Genomic DNA, 22,457 nt, shown 5'->3' with positions numbered 1-22,457 from the left:
GGGCGTCCCGGCTCAGGGGCGGTCGTACCAGGAGAAGGCGGTGATCCGCCAGCCCTCGGGGGTGCGGACGAACTGGATGGTCTTCGTCCCGCCGCCCTCGTAGGGCTCCCCGTCCAGGACGCCGGACTTGCGGTACTCGCCGAACCGGGACGCGATGTCCCCCTCGATGTCCGTGCGTTCGGAGGTCTCCCACTCGGCGAACTCCACCAGCCGCCCGCCGCCGAGCAGTTCCACGCGGGGCTCGACGAACTCGTCCACGGTGTAGGCCGTGAACTTCGGGCCGGTCGCCACGATCACCCCGCCCGGGATCATCAGCCGACGGATCCGGGCCACGTCGGCGGGCTTGCCGCCCCGGTTGTCGAAGGCGCCGAAGAACTCGGCGGTCAGCGCGTCTATCTCGGACTTGGACATGGCGTGACCGTAACACCCGGAGCGGGTACGGGGGTTGAGGGTCCGGGGCTACGTCACCAGCCCCAGGTGGACCGGTTCCGCCGGGAGTTGCGCGAGGAGGTCCGGCAGGCGCGGCGGCCACAGGGGTTCGCCGAGGGTGGCCAGGCGCTGCTGCGGGAGCCACTGCCAGTGGATGCCGGGGGCTTCGAGGGCCGGTTCGCGGTCCGGGCCCGTGGTGACGTAGATGTGCTCGTGCTGGCGGACCGGGACGCCCTGGTGGGTGAAGTCGTGCTCCCAGGTGCACAGCAGCCGCTGCGGCTCCAGGTCGGTCCACCCGGTCTCCTCGCGCAGCTCGCGCCGCACGCACTCCTCGGGGCTCTCCCCGGGATCGATCCCGCCGCCCGGGGGCAGCCAGTGGATGCCCACCTCGATGTTGTTCTCCCGGAAGAGGAAGACCGATCCGCTGGGGGAGACGATCACGATCCGCGCTGCCTGACGTGGAGTTCTCATCGGCTCAGGGTAAGTCGCGGGGGTGCCGCGGGGGGAGGGGTCGGCGCCGTGGCGCCGACCCCCGCGGGCGCCCTACGCCGCCTGGAGCGCCAGGGTCGGGGAGAGGCGGGCCGCGCGGGCCGCCGGGTAGAGGCCGGCCAGGGTGCCGATGGCCAGGGTGGCCGCGAAGCCGCCCGTCACCGCCCACGGCGGTACCACCCACGGCAGGCCGCCGACCCGCGCGTACACCCCCGTCGCGGCCCCGCCCAGGGCGATGCCCGCGAGCCCGCCCAGCCCGGACAGGAGCAGCGACTCGGTGACGAACTGGATCCGGATCTGCCCCTTCGTGGCGCCCAGCGAGCGGCGCAGGCCGATCTCGTGGCGGCGTTCCAGCACCGAGATGATCATGGTGTTGGCGACGCCGACCCCGCCCACCAGGAGGGCGATCCCGCCCAGCCCGAGCAGCAGCGTGCTGAACGCGCCCTCCGTGGCCGCCTTCGCCTGGAGCGCGGCCGACGGGTCGGTCACCGACACCGCGCTCGGGGTCTGCGGGTTCGCCGTCCGCGCCATGAGCGCGCGCACGGCCGCCACCCGGTCGTCCGCCGAGCGTTCGTAGACGGCGGTCGGGTGGCCGTCGAAGTCCAGCAGCTGCCGGGCCGCCTCCCAGCCGACCAGCGCCGCACGCTCGATCTCCGGGGCCAGCGGTACGGGCTCCAGGACGCCGGTCACCGTGAAGTAGCGTCCCCCGATCAGTACTTGCTGCCCCGGCCCGGTGATGCCCAGGCGCTGCGCGGCGACGTGCCCGAGGACCACGGACGGGTAGCGGGCGGTGGCTCCGTTCAGCCAGGCGCCGCTGCGCGGCCGGGCCCGCAGGGTGCCCAGCAGGTCGTCCTTGGCGGCCTTGACGGTGATGCCGCCCGTCTCCGCCTTCGGGATGTTCTCCGAGCGGCGGACCGACACCGGCACGTCGCCCGTCGTCCCGACCGACCGGACCCCGTCGATGCGGGCGATCATGCCGGGGGCGTCGACGGGCAGCCGGGTGTCCTGCCCGGAGAACACGGCCGGGCCGGGGGTGGCCACCAGCATGTTCGTGCCCAGCGCGTCGAGTTCGCGCAGCAGCTTGGCCTGGCTGGACGAGGAGATCCCGACCACCGCGATCATCGTCGCGATGCCGATGGCGATGCCCAGCGCCGACAGGAACACCCGCAGGGGGCGCGAGCGCAGGCCCGCCGACCCGGCGTGCAGGACGTCGCGCGGGGACAGCCGGGGCGGCCGGAGCTTCGCGGCGCGCGTACGCGTACGGGTACGGGTACGGGTCATGGTGTGGCCTCCGGCCCCGGCGGGTTCCGGACGTCCGCGACGACCTCCCCGTCCCGGATGCGGACCTGCCGGGGCAGGCTCGCGGCGATCTCGTGGTCGTGGGTGATCACGGCGATGGTGGCCCCGTCCTCGTTCAGCTCGCGCAGCAGCTCCATCACCGACCGCCCGGACGCCGAGTCCAGGGCCCCGGTCGGCTCGTCGGCCAGCAGCAGGTCCGGTTCCCCGGCCACCGCCCGGGCGATGGCCACCCGCTGCTTCTGCCCGCCCGACAGCTCGTACGGCCGGTGCTCGAGCCGGTCGCCGAGACCGACCCGCTCCAAGGCCCGTACGGCGCGGCGCCCGCGTTCGTTGCGGGAGAGCCCGGAGTACAGCAGCCCCTCCGCGACGTTCGCCCGGGCGCTGAGCCCCGGCACCAGGTGGAAGGACTGGAAGACGAAGCCGACGTGCCGCGAGCGCAGCGCCGACAGCGCCCGGTCGGAGAGGGCGGCGACGTCGTGGCCGGCGATGCGGACGCCGCCCGCGCTCGGCCGGTCCAGGGTGCCGACGATGTGCAGCAGGGTGGACTTCCCGGAGCCCGACGGGCCGACGATGGCCAGGAGTTCGCCGCTCAGGACGGTCAGGTCGACCCCGCGCAGGGCCGAGACCCCGCCCGGGTACTCCTTGGAGACCCCGGACAGTTCGACGACGGGGAGCGCGTGCCGGTTCACAGCGTCGGCACCCCCACCCGCATGCCCTCCTTCAGGGCGCCGCCGGTCACCTCGACCCGGCCGTTGCCGAACATGCCGAGCCCGACCCGGACCTCACGGACCCGGCCGTCCTCGACGACCTGGACCCCGAAGCCGCCGCCGGCCAGCGCGAGCAGCGCGTTGACCGGTACCGACAGCACCCCGGTACGGGTCTCCCCGGTCAGGCTCACCGACACCGGGGACTGGTCGGCGCCCTTGACGGCGGCCGGGTCGTCGAAGACCACCCCGACCTCCACCTTGGCCTTCCTGTCACCGGAGCCGCCCCCGCCGGAGCCGGAGCCGCCGTCCTGGCCGCCGCCCTCGGGGCCCGCCGTACCGCCCACCGCGTCGACCTTCCCGCTCGCCGTGCTCCCGTCCGGCAGCCGTACGGACACCTTGTCCCCGGTCCGGGCCGCGCCCGCCTTCGCCGCGTCCAGCTGGACCCGGACGACCCGCTCGGTACCGGTCACCGTCAGCACCGGCTTGCCCGGCCCCGGCTCGTCGCCGACCGCCGCGTCGGTGCGCTTGACCCGCTGCGGGCCCGAGGCGAAGGCGATGTCCTCGCGGGCGACCTCACCCGTCTCCGGCGCCTTGTGCGTCTTCTGCCAGCGCTTGACCGCCGTCGCGGTACCGGCGGTGAAGGTGCCGTCCTGCGCGTCGAGACCGGTCCCGTACCCGAGGGCGACCAGGTTCCGCTTCAGCTGCTTGACGTCCTCGCCCTTGTCCCCGGCCTTCATCGGCCGGTACGAGGGGACGCTCCCGTACATCAGCCGGACCGGCTTCCCGTCGAGCTCGTACAGCTTCCCGTCGCGTTCCACCGCAGAGCCCTCCGCCGCGACCCAGGTGAGGACGCCCGGCCTGGACGCGCTCAGCCTGTGCTCCCGCGCGTAGCCGAGGGTGCCGTCGACCTGGATCCCGGCGCTGAGGTCGCCCCGCTGCACCGGGGCCGTCTGTGGCGGCAGGGCGTCGGAGCGCCGCTGCACCCCGCCGTCGCGCGCGGGCGGGGCGAGGACGGCGTAGCCCGCGCCCGAGACGGCCAGTACGGCGGCCAGCGTGCCCAGCAGCCACCCCCCGCGCCGCCGGCGGCGGCCGCGCGGGCCGCCCGTAGCGGCCCCGTCCGCGGCGTCCGTGCCGGCTGCGCCCGCATCGGCTGCGCCCGCATCGGCTGCGCCCGCATCGGCTGCGCCCGCATCGGCTGCGCCCGCACCGGCTTCGGCTTCGGCGCCCATCAGGCCGCTTCGCACTTCTTCTGGGCCTCCTCGAAGGCCTTCTCCTGCCCCTTGGGGATCTCCAGGCCGCTCTTCATGCCGCCGCTGTACTCGGGATCCTTCACGTCCACGCCGTTCTTGCGGATGCACTGCACCCAGCGGAGCTCCTTGTCCTTCTGCTCCTGCGTGGGCCCCTCCCCGGCGCCCGGGACCTGCATCCCGCACGCCTTCATGGCCTCCTCCATCTTCTGCGCGTCCGCCCCGGCGCCGACCGTCATCCCGCGCGGGTCCTGGCCGGGCTCCGGGTCGGGGGCGTCTATGCCGTGGTCGCGCAGGCACTTGCGCGTCTTCAGCGCGTTGTCGGCGTCGGTCCCGCCGCCGCCCGCCCCCGCGCTCGCGCCGCTGCCGCCCGAGCCGCCGCCGCTGCCGCCGCCGCTGCCGTTCGTGCAGGCGGTGACGAAGAGGGTCAGGCCGGTGAGGGCCGCGGCCGTGGTCATGGTCAGGGATCGCTTCATGGGCCCGAGCGTGCGGGAAAGGGGGGTTTCGCTTCCCTCTCGCAGTCCGCTTACAACGACGAAATGCCGCTCTCCTGTAGAGAGGGCGGCATGCGAGTTCTGGTGGTGGAGGACGAGGAGTTCCTCCGGGAGATGATCGCCGAGGGGCTGCGCCGCGACGCGCTGGCCGTCGACGAGGCGGGCGACGGCCTCGAGGCGCTGCGGCGCCTGCGGCTCGGCGAGTACGACGTCCTCGTCCTCGACCGCGACCTCCCCGGCCTGCACGGCGACGAGGTCTGCCGGCAGGTGGTGCGCGAACGGCTGCTCACGCGCGTGCTGATGCTGACCGCGTCCGGGACCGTACGGGACCGGGTGGAGGGCCTCGGCCTCGGCGCCGACGACTACCTGACGAAGCCCTTCGCCTACGACGAGCTCCTCGCCCGCGTCCTCGCCCTCGGCCGCCGCGCGCACCCCGCGCTGCCGCCCGTACTGGAGCGCCGCGGGACCGCACTCGACACCGCGCGCCGCTCCGCCACCCGCGACGGGCGCCGGCTCGCCCTCTCGCGCAAGGAGTTCGCGGTCCTGGAAGCCCTGCTACGGGCCGAGGGGGCGGTGCTGAGCAGCGACGACCTGATCGAGCAGGTGTGGGAGGACGGCACCGCCTACAGCACCAACGCCGTCCGGGTCACCCTCAGCAAGCTCCGCGCCAAGCTGGGCGAGCCCCCGCTGATCGAGACCGTCCCCGGCGCCGGCTACCGCATCACCGACGGCCCCGACGGCCCCGACGGGAACACGGACCCCACCAGCCCCACCGGCCCCGCCGAGAGCACCGGCCCGCGATGAGAGCGGTGCTCCACTCCGAGCGCGCCCGGCTCACCGCCCTCTACGGCACCCTGCTGCTCCTCGCGGGCGGCGGCCTCGTCGCCCTGGTCAACGTCCTGCTCCGCAAGGGCCTCTACTCCCGCATCAGCGGAGCCGTCACCACCGTCATGCCCGGAGCCCGCGTCGACCTCGGCGAGCTCCCCCACGACCCGGCCGCCTCCGTCCCCGCGCAGACACTGCCGCCCGGCACCGCCCCCACCCCCGAGCAGCTGGCGCAGTGGAGCGCCACCCAGAACATCTCCAACGCCGTCGAGCAGGCCGCCCTGCACGAACTGACCCTGGTCTCCCTCATCGCCCTCGCCCTCTTCGCCGTCCTCTCGGCCTGGCTGGCCTGGTGGATGGCGGGCCGCGTCCTGCGCCCCGTCGGGGTGATCACCGAGACGGCCCGCCGGCTGTCGGCGGCCAACCTCCACGAACGCATCGGGCTCCAGGCCCCGCCCGGCGAGCTCAAGCGGCTGGCCGACACCTTCGACGGCATGCTCGACCGGATGGAGGACCTGCTCGGCGCCCAGCGCCGGTTCGCCGCCAACGCCGCCCACGAGCTGCGCACCCCGCTCGCCGTCCAGCGGGCCGCCGCCGAGATCGGCCTCTCCGGCGACCCGGACCCCGCCAAGGTGGCCCGCATCCGGGAGCGCCTCATCGCGGTGGCCGACTCCAGCGAGCACCTGGTGGAGTCCCTGCTGCTGCTCGCGGTCTCCGAAGAGGGCCTGGAATCCCCGCGCCCGGTGGACCTGGCGGCCCTGGTGGCCGCGGAACTGCGGGAGGTGACCGCCGACGGGCAGTCCGCCCACCCCCTCCCCGACATCACCGCGACGGCAGACCTCGCCCCGCTGACGGTGCGCGGCGACGCGGCACTGCTCGGACACCTCGTCAGGAACCTGCTGGTCAACGCCGTACGCCACAACCACGCGGGCGGCCGGCTGCGCGTGAGCACCTCACCCGACGGGCGGCTGACGGTGTCCAACACCGGCCCCGTCATCGAGCCCGGGGACGTCCCCCGCCTCCTGGAGCCCTTCCGCCGCCGCGCGGAACGCCGCCACACGGCGGGCGAGGGCGCCGGACTCGGGCTCTCGATCGTCGCCTCGATCGCGCGGGCCCACGGCGCCCGGCTGCGCGCCGAGGCCAACCCTCCCCCGGACGGCGGCCTCACCCTCACCCTCCGCTTCCCGCCCAGCAAGCCGTCCGCCCCGGCCCTCCGCCCGCACCGGACCTGACCGCGGGACCTGACCGCGGGACCTGACCGCGGGACCTGACCGCGGGACCCGACCACCGGACCTCACCACCGGCCTCCGAAAGAGCCGACCTGCCCCTCCGTTCGGCGGGAACGAAGATCACCTGATGTACGGTCGGAACAATGAGCAAGCACGCCCGGGCCCGCTCCCGTCCCCGTTCCGCTTTCGGCCGCCGATCCGGTTCCGGTTCCGGATCCGGCGCCCCCGGCCCTTCCCGTACGGGCTCCCGCCCGGCCGCCGCCCGGCCGCCGCGGGCCCTCGCGCTCGCCGCCGCCCTGGGCCTGCTGACCTTCGGCGTCGGCTGGGTGCACGCCCTGCACGAGCAGCCGGGCGCACCCGTTCCCGCGCCCCGCTCGGACTCCCGCCCGCAGACCGAGGACCGGGCCGCGCGCGGCACCGCCCGCCCGGACCCGCTCCACGGCCTCCCGGCCGGACTCAGCGAGGACACCCGCGCCAGGATCCCCGCGGACTCCCGCCAGCTGGTGCTGGTCACGGGCCGGGCGAAGGACTCCTCGGAGTCGGAGGCCGCCCTGTACACGCGAACCACGCCCGCCGCTGACTGGACCCGTACCGCGCGGTGGCCGGCCCGCAACGGCGCCAAGGGCTGGTCCAGCGAGCGCGAGTACGGGGACCTGACCTCCCCGCAGGGCGTCTTCTCCCTCACCGACGCGGGCGGCCTGCTGCCCGCCCCGCCCGGCACCCGGCTCCCGTACGACAAGGACGCCGCCTTCGTGCCCTCGGGCCGCGGGGTGAACGGGGAGTCCCTGGCGGGTTCCTTCGACTACGTCGTGGCGATCGACTACAACCGCAGGCAGGGCGTGTCCCCGCTCGACCCGGCCAAACCGGACGGCGAGGGCAGGGGCGGCAACATCTGGCTCCACGTGGACCACGACGGCCCCTCGCAGGGCTGCGTCGGCATCCCGAAGCAGGCCATGGAGCAGCTCCTGAAGACCCTGGACCCGGCGGCGAAGCCGGTCATCGTGATGGGCCCGCCGGGCTTCTGACCGCACGCCCCCGCACCAGCAGCCCGATGTACACGAGGTCGAACACCGAGCACAGCACGCCCAGCCCGAGGACGAACCCGGAGCCCTCCAGCACCCCGAACAGCAGGGTCGGCGCGAGCGTGCCGAGCCATTTCGCGACGGCGATGACCAGGGACTGCCCGCGCGGCCCGCGCCGGGCGGCGTAGAGGCCGACGAACAGCCCGGACATCAGCAGGTTCTGCAGGAACGCCGAGTAGCGCGTCGCGTCGTGCACCCCGAAGTGCGCGAGGAACAGCCACTGCACGGCGAATCCGGTGACCAGCAGCAGCACGCTCCACCCCGCGAACAGCGGCCGGGTCACGAACTCCGGCAGTTCCGCCCGCCCGAACCGCAGGTACGTCCAGATGATCAGGACGTCGGCGCCGGCCCACACCACGTTCACCACGCCCTGCGGCGACAGCCCGGAGCGCAGCTCGTACACCGCGTACGTGGCCTCCCAGGCGAAGTTGAGGGCGAGCGCCGCGACGGGCATGGCGTACGTCCGGTCCCGCAGCCCGACCCGGACGGCCTCGACGTACACGACGGTCCACGCGATCCCGCTGACGAGCGTGAGCATCAGATCCACGCGCCGCACCCTAGGCCCGGCCTGCCCGTCCCGCCAGGCCCGCGTCGAGGGGTTCCGTCAGGCCGCAGCCGAACCGCCGCCGCCGAACACTTCCTCGACGAGCCGCTGCACCACCGTCTGGAACGCCTCCGCCAGGGACATCGCGGCGTCGTCGACGTAGTTCAGCGCGGCGGTGAGGGTCGTGCTGCCGTCGGGCGTGCTGTACATCAGCGCCGCGTGGCCGGCGATGCCGCCGTTGTGCGTGACGACCTTGCCGCCGTCCGGCCCGGCGTCCTGCACCATCAGCCCCAGGCCGTAGCCCGCCTTGGGGTGCGGCGACAACATCTCGGCCAGCAGCGGGGCCGGCAGGAGCTTGCCGCCCAGCAGGGCGGTGATGAAGGTGTGGAGGTCCCGGGTGGTGGAGATCATGTCGCCGCCGCTGGAGATCCAGGAGGGGTTCTGGCGGGTGACGTCGGCGGTCTCTTCCCGGCCGTCGACCTGGTACCGGTAGTAGGCGTGGGCGTGCGGTTCGGGGAGCTCCGTCTGCGTGGTCGGCGCCACGGTGCCCGACAGCCCGAGGGGCTCCAGGATCCGCCGCCGCATCTCCTCGGTGGCGGGGCGGCCGGTGAGCTTCTCGATGAGCAGCCTGACGACGACGTAGTTGGTGTTGGAGTAGCTCCAGTCCGTTCCCGGCGCGAAGCGCACCGGCTTGGACAGCGCCAGCCGCACCAGTTCCTCCGGCCGGTAGGTCCTGAACCGGTCCTCCACCCATTCCCGGCCCGACCACGGGATCCCCGGGACGACCGTCCCGTCCTCGTAGTACTCGCCGGTGAAGTTGAACACCCCGCTGGTGTGCTGGAGCAGCATCCGCACCGTGATCCGCGGGTCCAGCCCGAGGTTGGGGAGGTGGTCGGCCACGGGGTCGTCGAGCCCGATCGCGCCCTCGCCCACCAGTTGCAGCATCAGGACGGCGGTGAAGGTCTTGGTGGTGCTGCCGATCCGGGTGTGTCCGTCCGTCGGCGGCGCGGCGGTCTCGCCCAGCTCGCGCACCCCGGCGCTGCCGGCCCACTCGCCCCGCTGGTCGTGCACGCGCATCTGTATGCCGGTGAAACCGAGCCCGACGATCTCCTGGAGCGTCTGCTGCAGTTCGGGGCGGTCCTGCGCGGCGATGGTCTGGTCGGTCATGACGGGTGCTCCTTCAGAAGTCGAGGGTCAGTGGCTGCGGGCGGTGATGTCGCCGTAGGTGGTGGTGGCGGTGACGGTGAGGGCGGGGGTGGGGCCGTCGGTGTTGCTGAGGGTGTTGTGGATGCGGCCGTAGCCGGTGCCGGCGTCGAGGGTGGCGGAGGTTCCGCGGGCGGCGCCGATGGTGATGTTGCCGTGTTCGGTGCGGAGTTCGACGGTGCCCTGGGTGGCTTCGGTGATGGTGATGTCGCCCTTCTGCGTGGTGAGGTGGGCGGGGCCGGTGAGGCGGCCGATGGTGAGGTCGCCGGCCTGGAGGGTGAGGCGGGCACCCGAGGTCTCGTCGAGCTTGACGGTGCCGTGGGCGCTGTCGAGGACGACCTCGCCCAGGCGGCCGACACCACGGACCTCCGCGGTCGCGGTCTTCGCCTCGACACGGGAGCCGGCGGGGAGCTGGACGGTGATCTCGACGGCGCCGGAGTTGCCGAACACCTTGCTCTTCGCCTCGGGGGCGGCGATCCGCAGCACACCGTCGGTGTAGGAGACGAGGACCTGCTCGGCGGCCTTCACGTCACGGCTCTTCGAGGCGTCCGCGGGACGGACCTCGACCGTGGCGTCGGAGCGGTCGGCGGCGATGAACTGGATCCGGCCCGCGGGGATGTCCAGGACGGCGGAGACGGCGGTGGTGGTGGCGAACTTCTGCATGGTGGCTCTTCCTTCGTATCGCTTCGCTGCGTTCGTTTCTGACGATGGAAAAGCTACGTTGCGTTCGAAGAAGCGCCAACACCTGTGTTGCGCTGGATCGTTGTTATTGCAGGTCAGAGCCTTGAAATTGTTGCAACGGGGCTGGGGCCTAACGCAACAACAACCCCCAGCGCATTGCAATGAATTGAAAGTGAACGCTATGTTGGCGGAGATCAAGGACGCCACGAAGGGAGATTCCGGTGCCGGGAGGCAGGCTCACTCAGCAGGAACGCCAGCAGATCGGTCTGGGGCTGGCCGACGGACTCGCCTACGCGGAGATCGCCAGGCGCCTCGACCGCCCCACCTCGACGGTCACGCGCGAGGTGATGCGCAACGGCGGCCCCTCCTCCTACCGCCCCGACATCGCCCACCGCGCCACCGAACACCGCGCCCACCGCCGCAAGCCGGCCGCGCCCCGGGGGGTGGAAGCGCCCCCGCAGCTCCACGGCCGCGACCCGGAGGCGGTGCGGGAGTACGAGGAGACGCTCACCGCCGTCTTCATGGCGACGGGCGCGCCCAAGATGATGGCCCGGGTGCTGACCTGCCTCACCACCTCCGACTCCGGCAGCCTCACCGCCGCCGAACTCGTCCAGCGCCTCCAGGTCAGCCCCGCGTCCATCTCGAAGGCGGTGGCGTTCCTCGACGGTCAGGGCCTCATCCGCCGCGAACGCGACGAGCGCCGCCGTGAGCGGTACGTCGTCGACGACGACGTCTGGTACGAGGCGATGATGGCCAGCGCCCGCTCCACCGCCCAGCTCGTCGAGACCTCGCGGCAGGGCGTCGGCGTCCTCGGCGTCCACACCCCGGCCGGTACCCGCCTCGAAAACATCGCCCGCTACCTCGACTTCGTCTCCGAGAGCATCGCCCGCGCCGCAGAACAGGCCCGCGACATCCTCCACACCAAGCCCGCGCCCGCCCCGGACGCCACCGGCGCACAGTAGGAACGCCACCCGCCTCGCCCGACCCCTTGCCTGACGGTCCGTCAGCTACGACGATGGCTCGGCACGACACCGGTATGACGAATCGGCAGTCGAAGTCGGACCGGCGGCCGAACCGGCGGACGAAGGCGAGGCGGGCCCGGCATGGCACGCGTGTTTCCCGAAGGCCGGCTGGTGTACGGGATGCAGCTCCCGATCCAGTCGCAGAGCACCCTCTACGCCGAACCCTGGGAGGCCCCGGCCGGCGCCGCCGACCTCGCCGAGGTGGCGCGCGCCGCCGACCGGGCGGGCTTCGCGTACGTCGCCACCTGCGACCACGTCGCGATCCCGCGCCGGCTCGCCGGCCCCATGAGCACCGTCTGGTACGACCCGGTGGCCACCCTGGCCTTCCTGGCCGGGGTCACCGAGCGCGTACGGCTGCTGAGCCACGTCGCGATCGTCGGCCTGCGCCATCCGCTGGTCACCGCCAAGCAGTACGCGACCCTCGACCACCTCTCCGGGGGCCGGCTGATCCTCGGGGTCGGGGCCGGGCACGTCCAGGAGGAGTTCGAGGTCCTCGGCGCCGACTTCGAGGGGCGCGGGGCCGTCCTCGACGAGACCCTGGACGCGCTGCGGGCGGCGCTCGGACCCGAGGAGTACCCGGAGTTCGCGGGGGAGCGCTTCGCCTTCCGGGACCTCGGCCAGCTGCCCCGCCCCGCCCAGGCCCGGATCCCGTTCTGGGTCGGCGGCTCCTCGCCCGCCGCCGTCCGCCGGGCCGCCGTGCGCGGTGACGGCTGGCTGCCGCAGGGCGACCCGCGCGACAGGCTCCCGGCGCAGATCGCCCGCCTGCGCGAGCTCCGCGCGGCGGCCGGGAACACCGACCCCGTGGAGATCGGCGCGATCACCGAGGCCCTGTACGTCGGCGAGCCCGGCTGGGACACCGGCCGCCGCACCCTCACGGGCAAGGCGGAGGCCCTCGCCGAGTCCCTACGCGGCTACGCGGCCCTCGGCGTCGACCAGATCCAGGTCCGCTTCCGAAGCCGCGACCGGGACGAACTCACCGACCAGATCACCGCGTTCGGGGCCGAGGTGGCCCCGCTCCTCAACGACTAGGAGACAAGCCGATGGGCAAGCTGGACGGACGCGTCGTCATCATCACCGGGGCGGCGCGCGGGCAGGGCGAGCAGGAGGCCCGGCTCTTCGCCGCCGAGGGCGCGAAGGTGGTGCTGGGCGACGTACTGGACGAGCAGGGCGCGGCCGTCGCCAAGGAGATCGGCGAGGACCGGGCACGGTACGTACGGCTGGACGTGAGCCGGGAGGAGGACTGGGCGGCCGCCGTGGCCGCCGCGAAGGAGGCCTTCGGCCCGGTCGACGGCCTGGTCAACAACGCGGGCATCCTGCGCTTCAACGAGCTGACCGCGACCCCGCTGGAGGAGTTCCAGCAGGTGGTGCAGGTCAACCAGGTCGGCGCCTTCCTCGGCATCAAGGCGCTGGCCCCCGAGATCGAGGCCGCCGGCGGCGGGACGATCGTCAACACCTCCTCGTACACCGGCCTGACGGGCATGGCGTACGTGGGCTCGTACGCGGCGACCAAGGCGGCGATCCTCGGGCTGACCCGGGTGGCGGCGCTGGAGCTGGCGGCGAAGAACATCCGGGTCAACGCCATGTGCCCGGGCGCGGTGGACACCCCCATGGCCAACCCCGGGCTGCTGGACCCGGCCGGGATGACGGACGAGGCCCGCGACGCGATGGCCGAGCTGTACAAGCGGGTGGTGCCGATGGGCCGGGTCGGGCAGCCCGAGGAGATAGCGAAGCTGGCGCTCTTCCTGACCAGCGAGGACTCCTCGTACATCACCGGCCAGCCGTTCGTCATCGACGGCGGCTGGATGGCGGGCGTCAGCATTCTCTGATGGAGCGTCAGGTATTGACGCTCCCGCCCTCCCGATGGAACAGTCGACTCATCAAATCTGACGCAACGTCAGAAACCAAAGGACGGTGAACCCCCTTGGAATTCGGGCTCTTCGTGCAGGGATACGTGCCTGAGGCGCGGTCCAAGGTCGACCCCGAGGCGGAGCACAAGGCGCTGCTCGAGGAGACCGAGTACGTCATCCAGGCCGACCAGTCCGGCTTCAAGTACGCCTGGGCCTCGGAACACCACTTCCTGGAGGAGTACTCGCACCTCTCGGCGAACGAGGTCTTCCTCGGCTACCTGGCCGCCGCCACCGAACGCATCCACCTCGGCTCGGGCATCTTCAACCCCCTCGCCCCGGTCAACCACCCCGTGAAGGTGGCCGAGAAGGTCACCATGCTGGACCACCTCTCCAAGGGCCGCTTCGAGTTCGGCACCGGGCGTGGCGCCGGCAGCCACGAGATCCTCGGCTTCATGCCCGGCATCACGGACATGAACCACACCAAGGAGATCTGGGAGGAGACCATCGCGGAGTTCCCCAAGATGTTCCTCCAGGAGGAGTACGAGGGGTTCCAGGGCAAGCACTGGTCGCTGCCGCCGCGCAAGATCTTCCCGAAGCCGTACGGCAAGGCCCACCCGGCCATGTGGTACGCCGCCGGCTCCCCCTCCTCCTACGCGATGGCGGCCCGCAAGGGCCTGGGCGTCCTCGGCTTCAGCGTCCAGAAGGTCTCGGACATGGAATGGGTGCTGGACCAGTACAAGACGGCGATCCGGGAGGCGAAGGCCATCGGCGCCTTCGTCAACGACAACGTCATGGTCACCTCGACCGCGATCTGCGCCGAGACCCACGACAAGGCGGTCGAGATCGCGGTCAACGCGAACATGAACCGCTTCCAGTCGCTGGTCTTCCGCTACCACGACACCTTCCCGCGCCCGGAGGCGATCCCGCAGTGGCCGGAGACCCTCCCCGAGTACAACGCGGAGATCATCGAGCTGCTCATCGCGGAGGAACTCCTCATCTGCGGTGACCCCTCGGAGGTCCGCGCGCAGTGCAAGCGCTGGGAGCAGGCGGGCGCCGACCAGCTGTCCTTCGGCCTGCCGACGGGGGTGTCGAAGGAGGACACGCTGACCACGATCAAGCTGATCGGCGAACACGTCATCCCGCACATCGACACGGACCCGGTCCACCGCACCACCCGCTTCCGCCAGGCCGTCTGACCCGGCGGGGGAGCGGGGCCGCGGCCCCTGCACCGGGGCGGCGTCTTCCCGGACCGCCGTCCCCCCAACGCCCCGGCCGGGCGGCCACCGGCCGGGGCGGTAGCCTCCGGCGGCCCGTGAGGGTGCGGCGCCGCTGTCGGGGGCTCCGCCCCCGAACCCCCGCGCCTCAAACGCCGGCGGGGCTGGATTTCGCTGCCGCCGGCCGACAGCAGCAAGTTACAGCCCCGCCGGCGTTTGAGGCGCGGGGTCTGGGGCGGAGCCCCAGGAGCGGCGCCGCACCCACCACCACGCAGCCCCCAGCCCAGCGCAGCGCACCGGCAGAAGGGACGTCATGCTCGACCACCTGATCAAGGGCGCGACCGTCGTAGACGGGACCGGCGCCCCCGCCCGCGTCGCAGACGTCGGCATACGCGACGGCCGCATAGCGGTGATCGCCGCCCCCGGAACCGTCACGGAAGACGCCCGGACCCGCGAGGACGCCACCGGGCTGATCCTCACCCCCGGGTTCGTCGACCCCCACACCCACTACGACGCCCAGCTGTTCTGGGACCCGTACGCCACCCCCTCCATGAACCACGGCGTCACCACCGTCGCCGGCGGCAACTGCGGCTTCACCCTGGCGCCCCTGCACCCCGACCGTCCCGAGGACGCCGACTACACCCGCCGCATGATGAGCAAGGTCGAGGGAATGGCCCTCGCCGCGCTCGAGGAGGGCGTCGACTGGACCTGGTCGACCTTCGGCGAGTACCTCGACGCCCTCGAAGGGCGGATCGCCGTCAACGCCGGCTTCATGGTCGGCCACTGCGCCCTGCGCCGCCACGTCATGGGCGAGGCGGCCGTCGGCGGGCAGCCCACCGAGCAGCAGATGCGGCAGATGCTGGACCTCTTCCACGAGGCCATGGACGCCGGCGCCTGGGGCCTGTCGACCACCCAGTCCTCCACCCACTCCGACGGCAGCGGCGCCCCCGTCGCCTCCCGTCACGCGCGCCCCGCCGAGCTGCTCGCACTCTCCGCCGCCGTCGCCGAACACGAGGGCACGCAGCTCGAAGCGATCGTCGCGGGCTGCCTGGACCAGTTCTCCGACGCCGAGATCGACCTCTTCGTCGAGATGAGCGCCACCGCCGGCCGCCCCCTGAACTGGAACGTCCTCACCATCGACGCGTCCGTCCCCGAGCGGGTCCCGCGCCAGCTGATCCCCTCCGAGCGTGCCCGCGCCGCCGGCGGCCGGATCGTGGCGCTCACGATGCCGATCCTCACCCCCATGAACATGTCCCTCGGTACCTTCTGCGCGCTGAACCTCATCCCCGGCTGGGGCGAGGTCCTCGCGCTCCCCGTCCCCGAGCGGATCGAAAGGCTCCTCGACGCGGACGTCCGCGCCGAGATGCTGCGGCGTGCCGACAGCAAGGAGGCCGGGGTGTTCCGGCGCCTCGCGAACTTCGGCCGGTACGTCATCGGTGACACGTACAGCAAGGAGAACGAGGGCCTCTCCGGCCGGGTCGTCAACGACATCGCCGCCGAACGCGGCCAGGACGCCTTCCAGTGCCTCGTCGAGATCTGCGCCAACGACGACCTGCGCACCGTCCTGTGGCCGATGCCCACCGACAACGACCCCGCCAGCTGGGCCCTGCGGGCCGAGACCTGGCAGCACGAGGACGTCATGCTGGGCGGTTCGGACGCCGGCGCGCACCTGGACCGGATGTGCGGGGCCCCGTACACGACGCGGTTCCTCGGCGACTGCCTGCGCGGCCGCAAGCTGGTCCCCCTGGAGCAGGCCGTGAAGATGCTGACCGACGACCCGGCGCAGCTGTTCGGGCTGCGCGAGCGCGGCCGGATCACCGAGGGCTTCCACGCGGACCTGGTGCTCTTCGACCCCGAGCGGATCGAGGCGGGTCCGGCGACGCTGGTCCACGACCTGCCGGGGGACAGCCCGCGCCTGGACGCCCGCGCCATCGGGATCGTGTCGGTGCGGGTCAACGGCGTGGAGACCGTCCGCGACGACGAGGTGACGGGCGCGGTCCCGGGGACCGTGCTGCGTTCGGGCCGGGACACGAGGACGGTGAGCACCCGATGAGGGGCCAGGGACCGCAGAAGCTGTACATCGGCGGCGAGTGGGTCGAGCCCGCCGCCGGGCACTACGAGGTCGTCGACCCGTCGGACGAGTCGGTGGTGGGCCTGGCCCCCGAGGCTTCCCGCGCGCAGGTCGAGGAGGCGGCCCGGGCGGCCGCGGAGGCCTTCACCACCTGGTCCCGTACCCGCCCCGAGGAGCGGGCGGCGATCCTGGACCGGGCCGCGGACGTCATGCAGCGGGAGTTCGAGCCGTGGGCGGAGCTGGCGCAGGCGGAGACGGGCGCGCCGACGGGCATCGCGCGCGGCATGCAGGTCGGCGTCGGGGTCGCGCGGTTCCGGCGGTACGCGAAGGGCGCGCTGGAGCCGGTGGAGCGCGGGCTGCCCCCGCAGGTCACCGAGGCGGGCCCGATGGGGAAGGCGGCCATCCTGGGGGCGCTGGAGGTGCGCCAGCCGGTCGGGGTGGTGACCTGCGTGACCTCGTACAACAACCCGTGGGCGAACCCGGCGGGGAAGGTCGCCCCGGCGCTCGCGATGGGCAACACGGTGGTGGTGAAGCCGGCCCCGCAGGATCCGCTGTCGGTGTTCAAGATGGCCGAGGCCCTGCACGAGGCGGGGGTCCCGGCCGGGGTGGTGAACGTGGTCTCGGGCGCGTCCGTGGAGGTCGGCGAGGCGGCGGTGGACTCCCCGTACGTGGACATGGTGTCCTTCACCGGCTCGACGGGCGTGGGCCGGCGCATCGCCGAGGTGTGCGGGCGGACCATGAAGCGGCAGCTGATGGAGCTGGGCGGCAAGGGCGCGGCGGTCGTCTTCGGCGACGCCGACCTGGACGCGGCGGTGATGGGGATCGGGACGACGTTCTCCTTCTACAGCGGCCAGATCTGCACCGCCCCCACCCGGGTGGTCGTCCACCGGTCGGTGTACGCGCAGCTGGTGGAGAAGCTGACCGGCTACCTGGCCTTCATGAAGGTCGGTGACCCGCGCGAGCGCGGCACGGTGGTCGGCCCGGTGATCTCGGCGGCGCACCGCGACCGCGTGGAGTCGTACGTGGAGCTGGGCCGCAAGGAGGGGGCGCGGATCGCGTACGGCGGGGAGCGCCCGGTGGTGGGGGAGGGCCGCGGTTTCTACGTGGCGCCCACGCTGCTCGTGGACTGCACGAGCGACATGCGGGTGGTCCGGGAGGAGATCTTCGGCCCGGTCGTCGTGGTGGTCCCCTTCGACGGGGACGGCGAGGCGGGGGAGGAGGAAGCGGTCCGCCTGGCGAACGACAGCGAGTTCGGCCTGATCAGCTACGTCTGGTCCGGGGACTCGGCGCGCGCGTTCCGGGTGGCGCGGCGGCTGAGGTCGGGCGGGGTGGGGGTCAACACGATCGGCCGGAACATGGAGGCGCCGTTCGGGGGCTTCAAGCAGAGCGGGGTGGGCCGGGACGTGGGCTCGTACGCACTGCACGCGTACAGCGAGATCCAGTCACTGGTGTGGCCGGGATGAGGGGCCCGACGAGGGTCCCGATGAGGGGCCGCGGCGCGCGTTACTGACGGTATCCGCGTCGAGGGGGCCGTCCGCCGTGGCCGTGGGGCCGGTCCGGCGGGCGGTGCCCTGGTGCTGCGGGCCCAGAAAATTGCCATGGGAAAGTTTTGAATGGGGCAAAACGGGCACAGGTGCGGTTTCCGCATTCCGGAAGGGTGGCTCCACGGCCTGTCGATGGCCGGATGGATGCCTGAGTGAACCTTGTATTACATGTTCGTGAACGGTCTTGATCTCGGGATTCCAAGGGATTTGGTCCTGTGGAGTTCTGGACTTAAGTCTTCCGGATCAGGAAACCGCACCCTCTAACGTCCTGACCCATGACACAGCTGGACGTTCGGCCTCAGGTCGGAGACACGGTAAGCGGCGTCGCCGAAGACGGCGGCGTTCGCGGCAAGGGCCTCGGCAAGGGGTCCGTCGGACTGGTGGGCAGTGCCGTCATCGGCATCTCCACCGTCGCCCCCGTCTACTGCCTGACCTCGACCCTCGGCTCCACCGCCGGTGAGGTCGGCGTCCAGATGCCGGCGGTCTTCCTGGCCGGCTTCATCCCGATGCTCCTGGTCGCCTTCGCGTACCGCGAGCTCAACAAGGCCGTCCCCGACTGCGGCACCTCCTTCACCTGGACCGTCAAGGCCTTCGGCCCGCGGATCGGCTGGATGTGTGGCTGGGGCCTGGTGATCGCCACGATCATCGTGCTCTCCAACCTCGCGGGCGTCGCCACCTCCTACTTCTGGCTGCTGGCCGGCGAGATCACCGGCAATCCGTCGATCGCCGCCCTGGACGACAGCAAGCCCGTCCACATCCTCACCTGCCTCACCCTCATCGCCGTCGCCACCGCGATCAGCTACCGCGGCATGACCGCCACCAAGGGCGTCCAGTACACCCTGGTCGGCCTCCAGCTCGCGGTCCTCGCGATCTTCGTCGCGATGGCCTTCCAGAAGGCCTCCGCCGGCAGCTTCGACACCGGCCTGGACTTCTCCTGGCAGTGGATGAACCCCTTCGCGGTCGAGTCCATGGGCGCCTTCACCGCCGGACTCTCGCTCTCGATCTTCATGTACTGGGGCTGGGACGCCTGCCTGGCCACCAACGAGGAGACCACCGGCTCCGCCAAGACCCCCGGCCGCGCCTCGCTCATCGCGATGATCGTCCTCGTCGGCTCCTACCTGGCCACCGGCATCGCCGCCCAGATGGCCGTCGGCTCCGGCACCGGCGGTCTCGGCCTCGGCAACCCGGAGACCTCCGGCAACGTCTTCGCCGCCCTCGCCGGCCCCGTCATGGGCCCGATGCTCGGCATCCTGCTCTTCGTCGCCGTCCTCGCCTCCGCCACCGCGTCCCTCCAGACCACCTTCATCCCGGTCGCCCGCACGGTCCTGGCCATGTCCACGTACGAGGCCCTGCCCGCCTCCTACGCCAAGGTCCACCCGCGCTTCAAGACCCCGGGCCGCGCCACCGTCATGGCGGGCGTCGCCACCGGCGCGTTCTACACCGTGATGACCCTGGTCAGCGAGAACGTCCTCACCGACACGATCTTCGCGCTCGGCCTGATGATCTGCTTCTACTACTCGCTGACGGCCTTCGCCTGCGCCTGGTACTTCCGCGGCGAACTGCGCCGCTCCGCCCGCGACCTGTTCTTCAAGGGCGTCTTCCCGGTGCTCGGCGGCCTGCTGCTCGCCGCGGTCTTCTTCAAGACCCTGACCGACGCCTGGGACCCCTCGTACGGCTCCGGCTCCACGATCCCCGGGCTCGGCGTCGGCAGCGTCTTCGTCATCGGCGTCGGCCTGCTGGCCCTCGGCCTGGTCATCATGATCGTCACCGAACGGCGCAGCCCCGCGTTCTTCCGCGGTGAGATCCTCACGAAGTCCACCCCGGCGCTGGTCGTCGAGGACTGACCCGGCCGGCTGTTGCTCCGCGTGAGACAGGTCCGCGGGCTGTTGCCCCGTCCCGCTGTCGCCCCGTCCCGCTGTCGTCGCGTTCCGCTGTCGCTCCGTCCTGCGTAGTCCCGTCCCGCTGTCGTCCCGTCCCGCTGTGTCATCGCGCGGCCCCGGATCCCCCCGATCCGGGGCCGCGGCGCGTTCCCGGGTGACGCCGCAGTGACCGGGGGCCCGGCGGGGTCGTTGGGCGGGGCATGAATGCCATGAAAGCCATGAAGCGCACCGTTTCCGCCCTGGTCCTCACCGGCGGAGCCGCCCTCGCCCTCACGCCTGCGGTCGCCTCCGCGGCCGACGGCGCCGACGGCGCCGCCATCCAGGGCCCGCCGATCGCCCAGCGCGTCACCGACATCGTCGACCACCCCGGCCAGGCGGTGGAGGACACCAAGACCGCCGTCGGCGTCACCGCCGGAGCCGCGCAGAGCGCTTCGCACGCCACCGACGCCTCCCTGGGAGGCGCGGGCACCGCCCTGTCGGCAGGCCTCCCGAAGACCCCGTCGGTCGGCTGACCGGCGCCGCACCGGGCCGGGGGCGGGCGGTGCGGGGCTCGGGTGTGCGGTGCCCGGGCGTGCGGGCTCGGGCGTGCGGGCTCGGGTGTGCGGTGCCCGGGTGTGCGGGGCCCGGCCGTACCGGGTTCACGCGGTGCGGGTGACCAGGACCAGCGGGATCTCGCGGTCCGTGGCCTCGCGGTAGGCCGCGTACGAGGGCATCGCGGCCACCACCACCGGCCACAGCCGCGCCTCCTCCTCCGGGCTCGCGCGACGGGCGAGCCCGGGGAAGGTCTCGGCGCCGACCTGGAGGATGACGGCCGGGTCGGCGGCCAGGTTCAGGTACCAGGCGGGATGCCGGTCCGCTCCCGCGTTGGAGGCCGTCAGGACGTACACCTCCGGGCCGACGGTCGGGCCCGGATCCGTGCCCGTGCCGGAGCCGGAGCCGGAGCCTGTGGCCGGGGCCGCGTCCGGGTGCGGGGCGCGTACGTAGACGAGCGCCGTGCGGCGCAGCGTTCCCGAGCGGCGGCCCCGGGTGGTCAGGAGCAGGTCCTGGAACCCGGGCCGCGGCCGCCCGGCGGTCTCCTCGAACCGTCGGATGTGCTCGGCGACCCAGGGGTTCGCACTGTCCTCCACGGGCTCGGTGAGCAGGGGGGTGGGGGTCATGCCGCCGTCACCCCCGTGTGGGTGCCGTGGAGCGTCGGGGTCGTCGTTTCGTCGAGGACCGCGTGGGCGAAGTCGGCGTGGGTGATCCGGCTCTCCGCGTCCGCCGCGGCGAAGGCGTAGCCCCCGGCCTCCGGGCCGTCGCCGAAGTCCCCGGCCGGGCTCAGTACCGCCCAGTCCAGCCCCTCCGGCGCGGCCTCCCGCAGGGCCTCGGTCCCGGCGCCGTGGCCGACGTAGAACTCCCGCCACTCCTGCGGGTACCCCGGGGTGTCCATCAGCAGCGGCCCCGCCTGCGTGGCCAGGACGGAGGCCAGCCCCACCGACACCACCCGCCGCACCCCCGCCTGCGGCAGCCCCGCTGCCAAGGCCCGGGCGAGTGCCGGGAAGAACTCGGCGGGCGCCGCCCCGGCGTCGTACACCGCGACCACCGCCGCGTCGTGCCCCGCCGCGAGCCGGGCCACGTCCGCCGCCGAGGTCACCTCCCCGTCGGCCCGGCCCACCGCCGTCACCTCGACCCCGCGCGCCCGGGCCCCGGCGACGACCGCCCGGCCTACGCGGCCGGAGCCGCCGAACACGATGATCCTGGGGGACTGCGGCTGCGGCTGCTGGTTGGGCTGCTGGTTGGGCTGCTGGTTGGGCTGGTTCGGCTCGTTCGCCTCGTTCGTCGTCATGGGGCGAGCGTAGGGAAAGGGCTGGTGACCGATCGGATACCGGCCTACCGTGGCGATCATGACGAAGCCGCCCCTGGACCCCGAGATGTTCGACCCCGTCTGCCCCTCGCCCCTGGTGCCGTTCCGCGTCGGCGACAAGTGGGCCCCGATGGTGCTGCGCTGCCTGGAGGGCGGTCCGCGCCGCTTCTCGGAGCTCAAGGTGCCGATGCGCGGGATCACCTCGAAGTCGCTGACGCAGTCCCTCCGCGGGCTGGAGCGAGACGGCTTCGTCGTCCGTGAGGAGGCCGGCGGCTACGCGCTCACCCTGCTCGGGCGCGGCCTGCTGGGCCCCCTGGACGCGGCGTGCGCGTGGACGCTGGAGCACTGGGACGAACTCCTCGACGCCCAGGAGGCCGGTCTGGCCGCCCTGGCTCAGCCCCAGGTAGCTCAGCCCCAGGTGCGGGAGCAGAGCACGAGCCGGTAGCCGTCGGGGTCGGCGACGGTGACGCCGTAGTCGTCCCAGTACGGGTTGTGCGAGGACACGCGCCGCCCGCCGTGCTCGATGAGCCGCCGCACGAGGGCCTCGTCGGGGGCCTGGCCGAGGTACACGACGAACAGGTCGTCGACGGTGGGGGTGGGGGCGAGCGGGTTCTCCGGGTCGTGGGTCAGCTCGAAGTGCCAGCCGCCTCCGGCCGGTCCGACCATGACGAGGTCGTGCTCGCCGGAGACGTGCCCCGCGGTCCGCCACAGGACCTCCAGCCCGAGCCCTTCGACGTAGAACCGCTCGGCGGCGACCAGGTCGAGGGAGGGCCGGGCGACGCGGATGTGGGTGCGTGAATCGATCAT

24 protein-coding genes are annotated in these 22,457 nt (G+C 72.9%); 12 read left to right on the top strand and 12 right to left on the bottom strand.

The window, feature by feature from the left end; all coding sequences use genetic code 11:
* Window positions 1-12: 12 nt before the first annotated feature.
* The 6 genes from OOK31_RS32440 to OOK31_RS32415 form a co-directional block, all read right to left on the bottom strand.
* Window positions 13-411, bottom strand: coding sequence for a DUF4440 domain-containing protein (locus tag OOK31_RS32440; RefSeq protein WP_267090974.1), 399 nt, complete (start codon window positions 409-411; stop codon window positions 13-15).
* A gap of 48 nt (window positions 412-459) precedes the next feature.
* Entirely contained in the window at window positions 460-900 is a 441-nt protein-coding gene (locus OOK31_RS32435) for an NUDIX hydrolase (RefSeq protein ID WP_267090973.1), read from the bottom strand.
* A 72-nt stretch (window positions 901-972) separates the two neighbouring features.
* A complete protein-coding gene (locus OOK31_RS32430) occupies window positions 973-2,199 on the bottom strand; it encodes an ABC transporter permease (protein ID WP_267090972.1) in 1,227 nt (408 codons plus the stop codon).
* Window positions 2,196-2,906 carry an ABC transporter ATP-binding protein gene (locus OOK31_RS32425; protein WP_267090971.1) on the bottom strand — a complete coding sequence of 237 codons (711 nt, stop codon included), beginning with the start codon at window positions 2,904-2,906 and terminating at the stop codon, window positions 2,196-2,198. Before OOK31_RS32425 ends, OOK31_RS32430 begins: the two co-directional genes overlap by 4 nt.
* The gene (locus OOK31_RS32420; protein WP_267090970.1) at window positions 2,903-4,168 is read right to left on the bottom strand and encodes a peptidoglycan-binding protein; all 1,266 of its coding nucleotides are present in this window, start codon (window positions 4,166-4,168) and stop codon (window positions 2,903-2,905) included. Before OOK31_RS32420 ends, OOK31_RS32425 begins: the two co-directional genes overlap by 4 nt.
* The gene (locus OOK31_RS32415; RefSeq protein ID WP_267090969.1) at window positions 4,153-4,647 is read right to left on the bottom strand and encodes a hypothetical protein; all 495 of its coding nucleotides are present in this window, start codon (window positions 4,645-4,647) and stop codon (window positions 4,153-4,155) included. Before OOK31_RS32415 ends, OOK31_RS32420 begins: the two co-directional genes overlap by 16 nt.
* Before the next feature lie 90 nt (window positions 4,648-4,737).
* Here OOK31_RS32415 and OOK31_RS32410 point away from each other — a divergent pair, with 90 nt between their 5' ends.
* The 3 genes from OOK31_RS32410 to OOK31_RS32400 all read left to right on the top strand — a co-directional run bounded on the left by OOK31_RS32410 (window position 4,738) and on the right by OOK31_RS32400 (window position 7,744).
* Entirely contained in the window at window positions 4,738-5,469 is a 732-nt protein-coding gene (locus OOK31_RS32410; protein ID WP_267090968.1) for a response regulator transcription factor, read from the top strand.
* Window positions 5,466-6,722, top strand: a complete 1,257-nt coding sequence (locus OOK31_RS32405; RefSeq protein ID WP_267090967.1) for a cell wall metabolism sensor histidine kinase WalK — start codon at window positions 5,466-5,468, stop codon at window positions 6,720-6,722. Before OOK31_RS32410 ends, OOK31_RS32405 begins: the two co-directional genes overlap by 4 nt.
* 140 nt (window positions 6,723-6,862) lie before the next feature.
* Window positions 6,863-7,744, top strand: a complete 882-nt coding sequence (locus OOK31_RS32400; RefSeq protein ID WP_267090966.1) for a L,D-transpeptidase family protein — start codon at window positions 6,863-6,865, stop codon at window positions 7,742-7,744.
* Here OOK31_RS32400 and OOK31_RS32395 read toward each other — a convergent pair.
* The 3 genes from OOK31_RS32395 to OOK31_RS32385 all read right to left on the bottom strand — a co-directional run bounded on the left by OOK31_RS32395 (window position 7,716) and on the right by OOK31_RS32385 (window position 10,211).
* Window positions 7,716-8,339 carry a hypothetical protein gene (locus OOK31_RS32395; RefSeq protein WP_267091226.1) on the bottom strand — a complete coding sequence of 208 codons (624 nt, stop codon included), beginning with the start codon at window positions 8,337-8,339 and terminating at the stop codon, window positions 7,716-7,718. The genes OOK31_RS32400 and OOK31_RS32395 overlap by 29 nt on opposite strands.
* A gap of 66 nt (window positions 8,340-8,405) precedes the next feature.
* Window positions 8,406-9,512 carry a serine hydrolase gene (locus OOK31_RS32390; protein ID WP_267090965.1) on the bottom strand — a complete coding sequence of 369 codons (1,107 nt, stop codon included), beginning with the start codon at window positions 9,510-9,512 and terminating at the stop codon, window positions 8,406-8,408.
* Window positions 9,513-9,539: 27 nt separating this feature from the next.
* Window positions 9,540-10,211: a DUF4097 family beta strand repeat-containing protein gene (locus tag OOK31_RS32385; RefSeq protein WP_267090964.1), complete on the bottom strand. Its 672-nt coding sequence runs from the start codon at window positions 10,209-10,211 to the stop codon at window positions 9,540-9,542.
* 239 nt (window positions 10,212-10,450) lie between these two features.
* On the opposite strand from OOK31_RS32385, the gene OOK31_RS32380 reads away from it, so the two are divergent.
* The 8 genes from OOK31_RS32380 to OOK31_RS32345 all read left to right on the top strand — a co-directional run bounded on the left by OOK31_RS32380 (window position 10,451) and on the right by OOK31_RS32345 (window position 20,319).
* Window positions 10,451-11,191: a helix-turn-helix domain-containing protein gene (locus tag OOK31_RS32380; protein ID WP_267090963.1), complete on the top strand. Its 741-nt coding sequence runs from the start codon at window positions 10,451-10,453 to the stop codon at window positions 11,189-11,191.
* A 141-nt stretch (window positions 11,192-11,332) separates the two neighbouring features.
* A complete protein-coding gene (locus tag OOK31_RS32375) occupies window positions 11,333-12,280 on the top strand; it encodes an LLM class F420-dependent oxidoreductase (protein ID WP_267090962.1) in 948 nt (315 codons plus the stop codon).
* Between the two features lie 11 nt (window positions 12,281-12,291).
* Window positions 12,292-13,077: an SDR family NAD(P)-dependent oxidoreductase gene (locus OOK31_RS32370; RefSeq protein WP_267090961.1), complete on the top strand. Its 786-nt coding sequence runs from the start codon at window positions 12,292-12,294 to the stop codon at window positions 13,075-13,077.
* A 95-nt stretch (window positions 13,078-13,172) separates the two neighbouring features.
* Complete coding sequence (locus tag OOK31_RS32365) at window positions 13,173-14,294, top strand: LLM class flavin-dependent oxidoreductase (protein ID WP_267090960.1); 1,122 nt, start codon at window positions 13,173-13,175, stop codon at window positions 14,292-14,294.
* 331 nt (window positions 14,295-14,625) lie between these two features.
* On the top strand, window positions 14,626-16,365 hold the full coding sequence (locus tag OOK31_RS32360; RefSeq protein ID WP_267090959.1) for an amidohydrolase family protein: 1,740 nt from the start codon (window positions 14,626-14,628) through the stop codon (window positions 16,363-16,365).
* Window positions 16,362-17,846 (top strand): aldehyde dehydrogenase family protein, encoded by a 1,485-nt coding sequence (locus OOK31_RS32355; RefSeq protein ID WP_267090958.1) that lies wholly within the window; start codon window positions 16,362-16,364, stop codon window positions 17,844-17,846. Before OOK31_RS32360 ends, OOK31_RS32355 begins: the two co-directional genes overlap by 4 nt.
* 356 nt (window positions 17,847-18,202) lie before the next feature.
* Window positions 18,203-19,771 (top strand): APC family permease, encoded by a 1,569-nt coding sequence (locus OOK31_RS32350; RefSeq protein WP_267090957.1) that lies wholly within the window; start codon window positions 18,203-18,205, stop codon window positions 19,769-19,771.
* Window positions 19,772-20,025: 254 nt separating this feature from the next.
* Window positions 20,026-20,319: a hypothetical protein gene (locus OOK31_RS32345; RefSeq protein WP_267090956.1), complete on the top strand. Its 294-nt coding sequence runs from the start codon at window positions 20,026-20,028 to the stop codon at window positions 20,317-20,319.
* Between the two features lie 126 nt (window positions 20,320-20,445).
* Here OOK31_RS32345 and OOK31_RS32340 read toward each other — a convergent pair whose 3' ends face one another.
* Together OOK31_RS32340 and OOK31_RS32335 are read right to left on the bottom strand one after the other, a co-directional pair.
* Window positions 20,446-20,964: a nitroreductase/quinone reductase family protein gene (locus OOK31_RS32340; RefSeq protein ID WP_267090955.1), complete on the bottom strand. Its 519-nt coding sequence runs from the start codon at window positions 20,962-20,964 to the stop codon at window positions 20,446-20,448.
* Window positions 20,961-21,632 (bottom strand): NAD(P)H-binding protein, encoded by a 672-nt coding sequence (locus OOK31_RS32335; protein WP_323188278.1) that lies wholly within the window; start codon window positions 21,630-21,632, stop codon window positions 20,961-20,963. The genes OOK31_RS32340 and OOK31_RS32335 overlap by 4 nt, the downstream gene beginning before the upstream one ends.
* Window positions 21,633-21,690: 58 nt before the next feature.
* Here OOK31_RS32335 and OOK31_RS32330 point away from each other — a divergent pair, with 58 nt between their 5' ends.
* Window positions 21,691-22,095 (top strand): helix-turn-helix domain-containing protein, encoded by a 405-nt coding sequence (locus OOK31_RS32330; RefSeq protein WP_267090954.1) that lies wholly within the window; start codon window positions 21,691-21,693, stop codon window positions 22,093-22,095.
* Here OOK31_RS32330 and OOK31_RS32325 read toward each other — a convergent pair.
* Window positions 22,059-22,457: a VOC family protein gene (locus tag OOK31_RS32325; RefSeq protein ID WP_267090953.1), complete on the bottom strand. Its 399-nt coding sequence runs from the start codon at window positions 22,455-22,457 to the stop codon at window positions 22,059-22,061. The two genes, OOK31_RS32330 and OOK31_RS32325, sit on opposite strands and share 37 nt — an antisense overlap.

This window comes from Streptomyces sp. NBC_00249 (assembly GCF_026342355.1).
Taxonomy (GTDB): Bacteria; Actinomycetota; Actinomycetes; order Streptomycetales; family Streptomycetaceae; genus Streptomyces.
Note: the sequence above shows the minus strand (reverse complement) of the source record. Positions and strands in the feature narration are given on the sequence as shown.

Excerpts from the sequence above, each read along its gene's own strand:
- OOK31_RS32345 (WP_267090956.1), top strand. The coding sequence starts at position 20,026 with ATGAAGCGCACCGTTTCCGCCCTGGTCCTCACCGGCGGAGCCGCCCTC.
- OOK31_RS32330 (WP_267090954.1), top strand. The coding sequence starts at position 21,691 with ATGACGAAGCCGCCCCTGGACCCCGAGATGTTCGACCCCGTCTGCCCC.
- OOK31_RS32440 (WP_267090974.1), bottom strand. The coding sequence starts at position 411 with ATGTCCAAGTCCGAGATAGACGCGCTGACCGCCGAGTTCTTCGGCGCC.
- OOK31_RS32335 (WP_323188278.1), bottom strand. The coding sequence starts at position 21,632 with ATGACGACGAACGAGGCGAACGAGCCGAACCAGCCCAACCAGCAGCCC.
- OOK31_RS32385 (WP_267090964.1), bottom strand. The coding sequence starts at position 10,211 with ATGCAGAAGTTCGCCACCACCACCGCCGTCTCCGCCGTCCTGGACATC.
- OOK31_RS32395 (WP_267091226.1), bottom strand. The coding sequence starts at position 8,339 with ATGCTCACGCTCGTCAGCGGGATCGCGTGGACCGTCGTGTACGTCGAG.
- OOK31_RS32400 (WP_267090966.1), top strand. The coding sequence starts at position 6,863 with ATGAGCAAGCACGCCCGGGCCCGCTCCCGTCCCCGTTCCGCTTTCGGC.
- OOK31_RS32360 (WP_267090959.1), top strand. The coding sequence starts at position 14,626 with ATGCTCGACCACCTGATCAAGGGCGCGACCGTCGTAGACGGGACCGGC.
- OOK31_RS32410 (WP_267090968.1), top strand. The coding sequence starts at position 4,738 with ATGCGAGTTCTGGTGGTGGAGGACGAGGAGTTCCTCCGGGAGATGATC.
- OOK31_RS32350 (WP_267090957.1), top strand. The coding sequence starts at position 18,203 with ATGACACAGCTGGACGTTCGGCCTCAGGTCGGAGACACGGTAAGCGGC.
- OOK31_RS32375 (WP_267090962.1), top strand. The coding sequence starts at position 11,333 with ATGGCACGCGTGTTTCCCGAAGGCCGGCTGGTGTACGGGATGCAGCTC.
- OOK31_RS32390 (WP_267090965.1), bottom strand. The coding sequence starts at position 9,512 with ATGACCGACCAGACCATCGCCGCGCAGGACCGCCCCGAACTGCAGCAG.
- OOK31_RS32325 (WP_267090953.1), bottom strand. The coding sequence starts at position 22,457 with ATGATCGATTCACGCACCCACATCCGCGTCGCCCGGCCCTCCCTCGAC.
- OOK31_RS32340 (WP_267090955.1), bottom strand. The coding sequence starts at position 20,964 with ATGACCCCCACCCCCCTGCTCACCGAGCCCGTGGAGGACAGTGCGAAC.
- OOK31_RS32405 (WP_267090967.1), top strand. The coding sequence starts at position 5,466 with ATGAGAGCGGTGCTCCACTCCGAGCGCGCCCGGCTCACCGCCCTCTAC.
- OOK31_RS32355 (WP_267090958.1), top strand. The coding sequence starts at position 16,362 with ATGAGGGGCCAGGGACCGCAGAAGCTGTACATCGGCGGCGAGTGGGTC.
- OOK31_RS32430 (WP_267090972.1), bottom strand. The coding sequence starts at position 2,199 with ATGACCCGTACCCGTACCCGTACGCGTACGCGCGCCGCGAAGCTCCGG.
- OOK31_RS32370 (WP_267090961.1), top strand. The coding sequence starts at position 12,292 with ATGGGCAAGCTGGACGGACGCGTCGTCATCATCACCGGGGCGGCGCGC.
- OOK31_RS32415 (WP_267090969.1), bottom strand. The coding sequence starts at position 4,647 with ATGAAGCGATCCCTGACCATGACCACGGCCGCGGCCCTCACCGGCCTG.
- OOK31_RS32435 (WP_267090973.1), bottom strand. The coding sequence starts at position 900 with ATGAGAACTCCACGTCAGGCAGCGCGGATCGTGATCGTCTCCCCCAGC.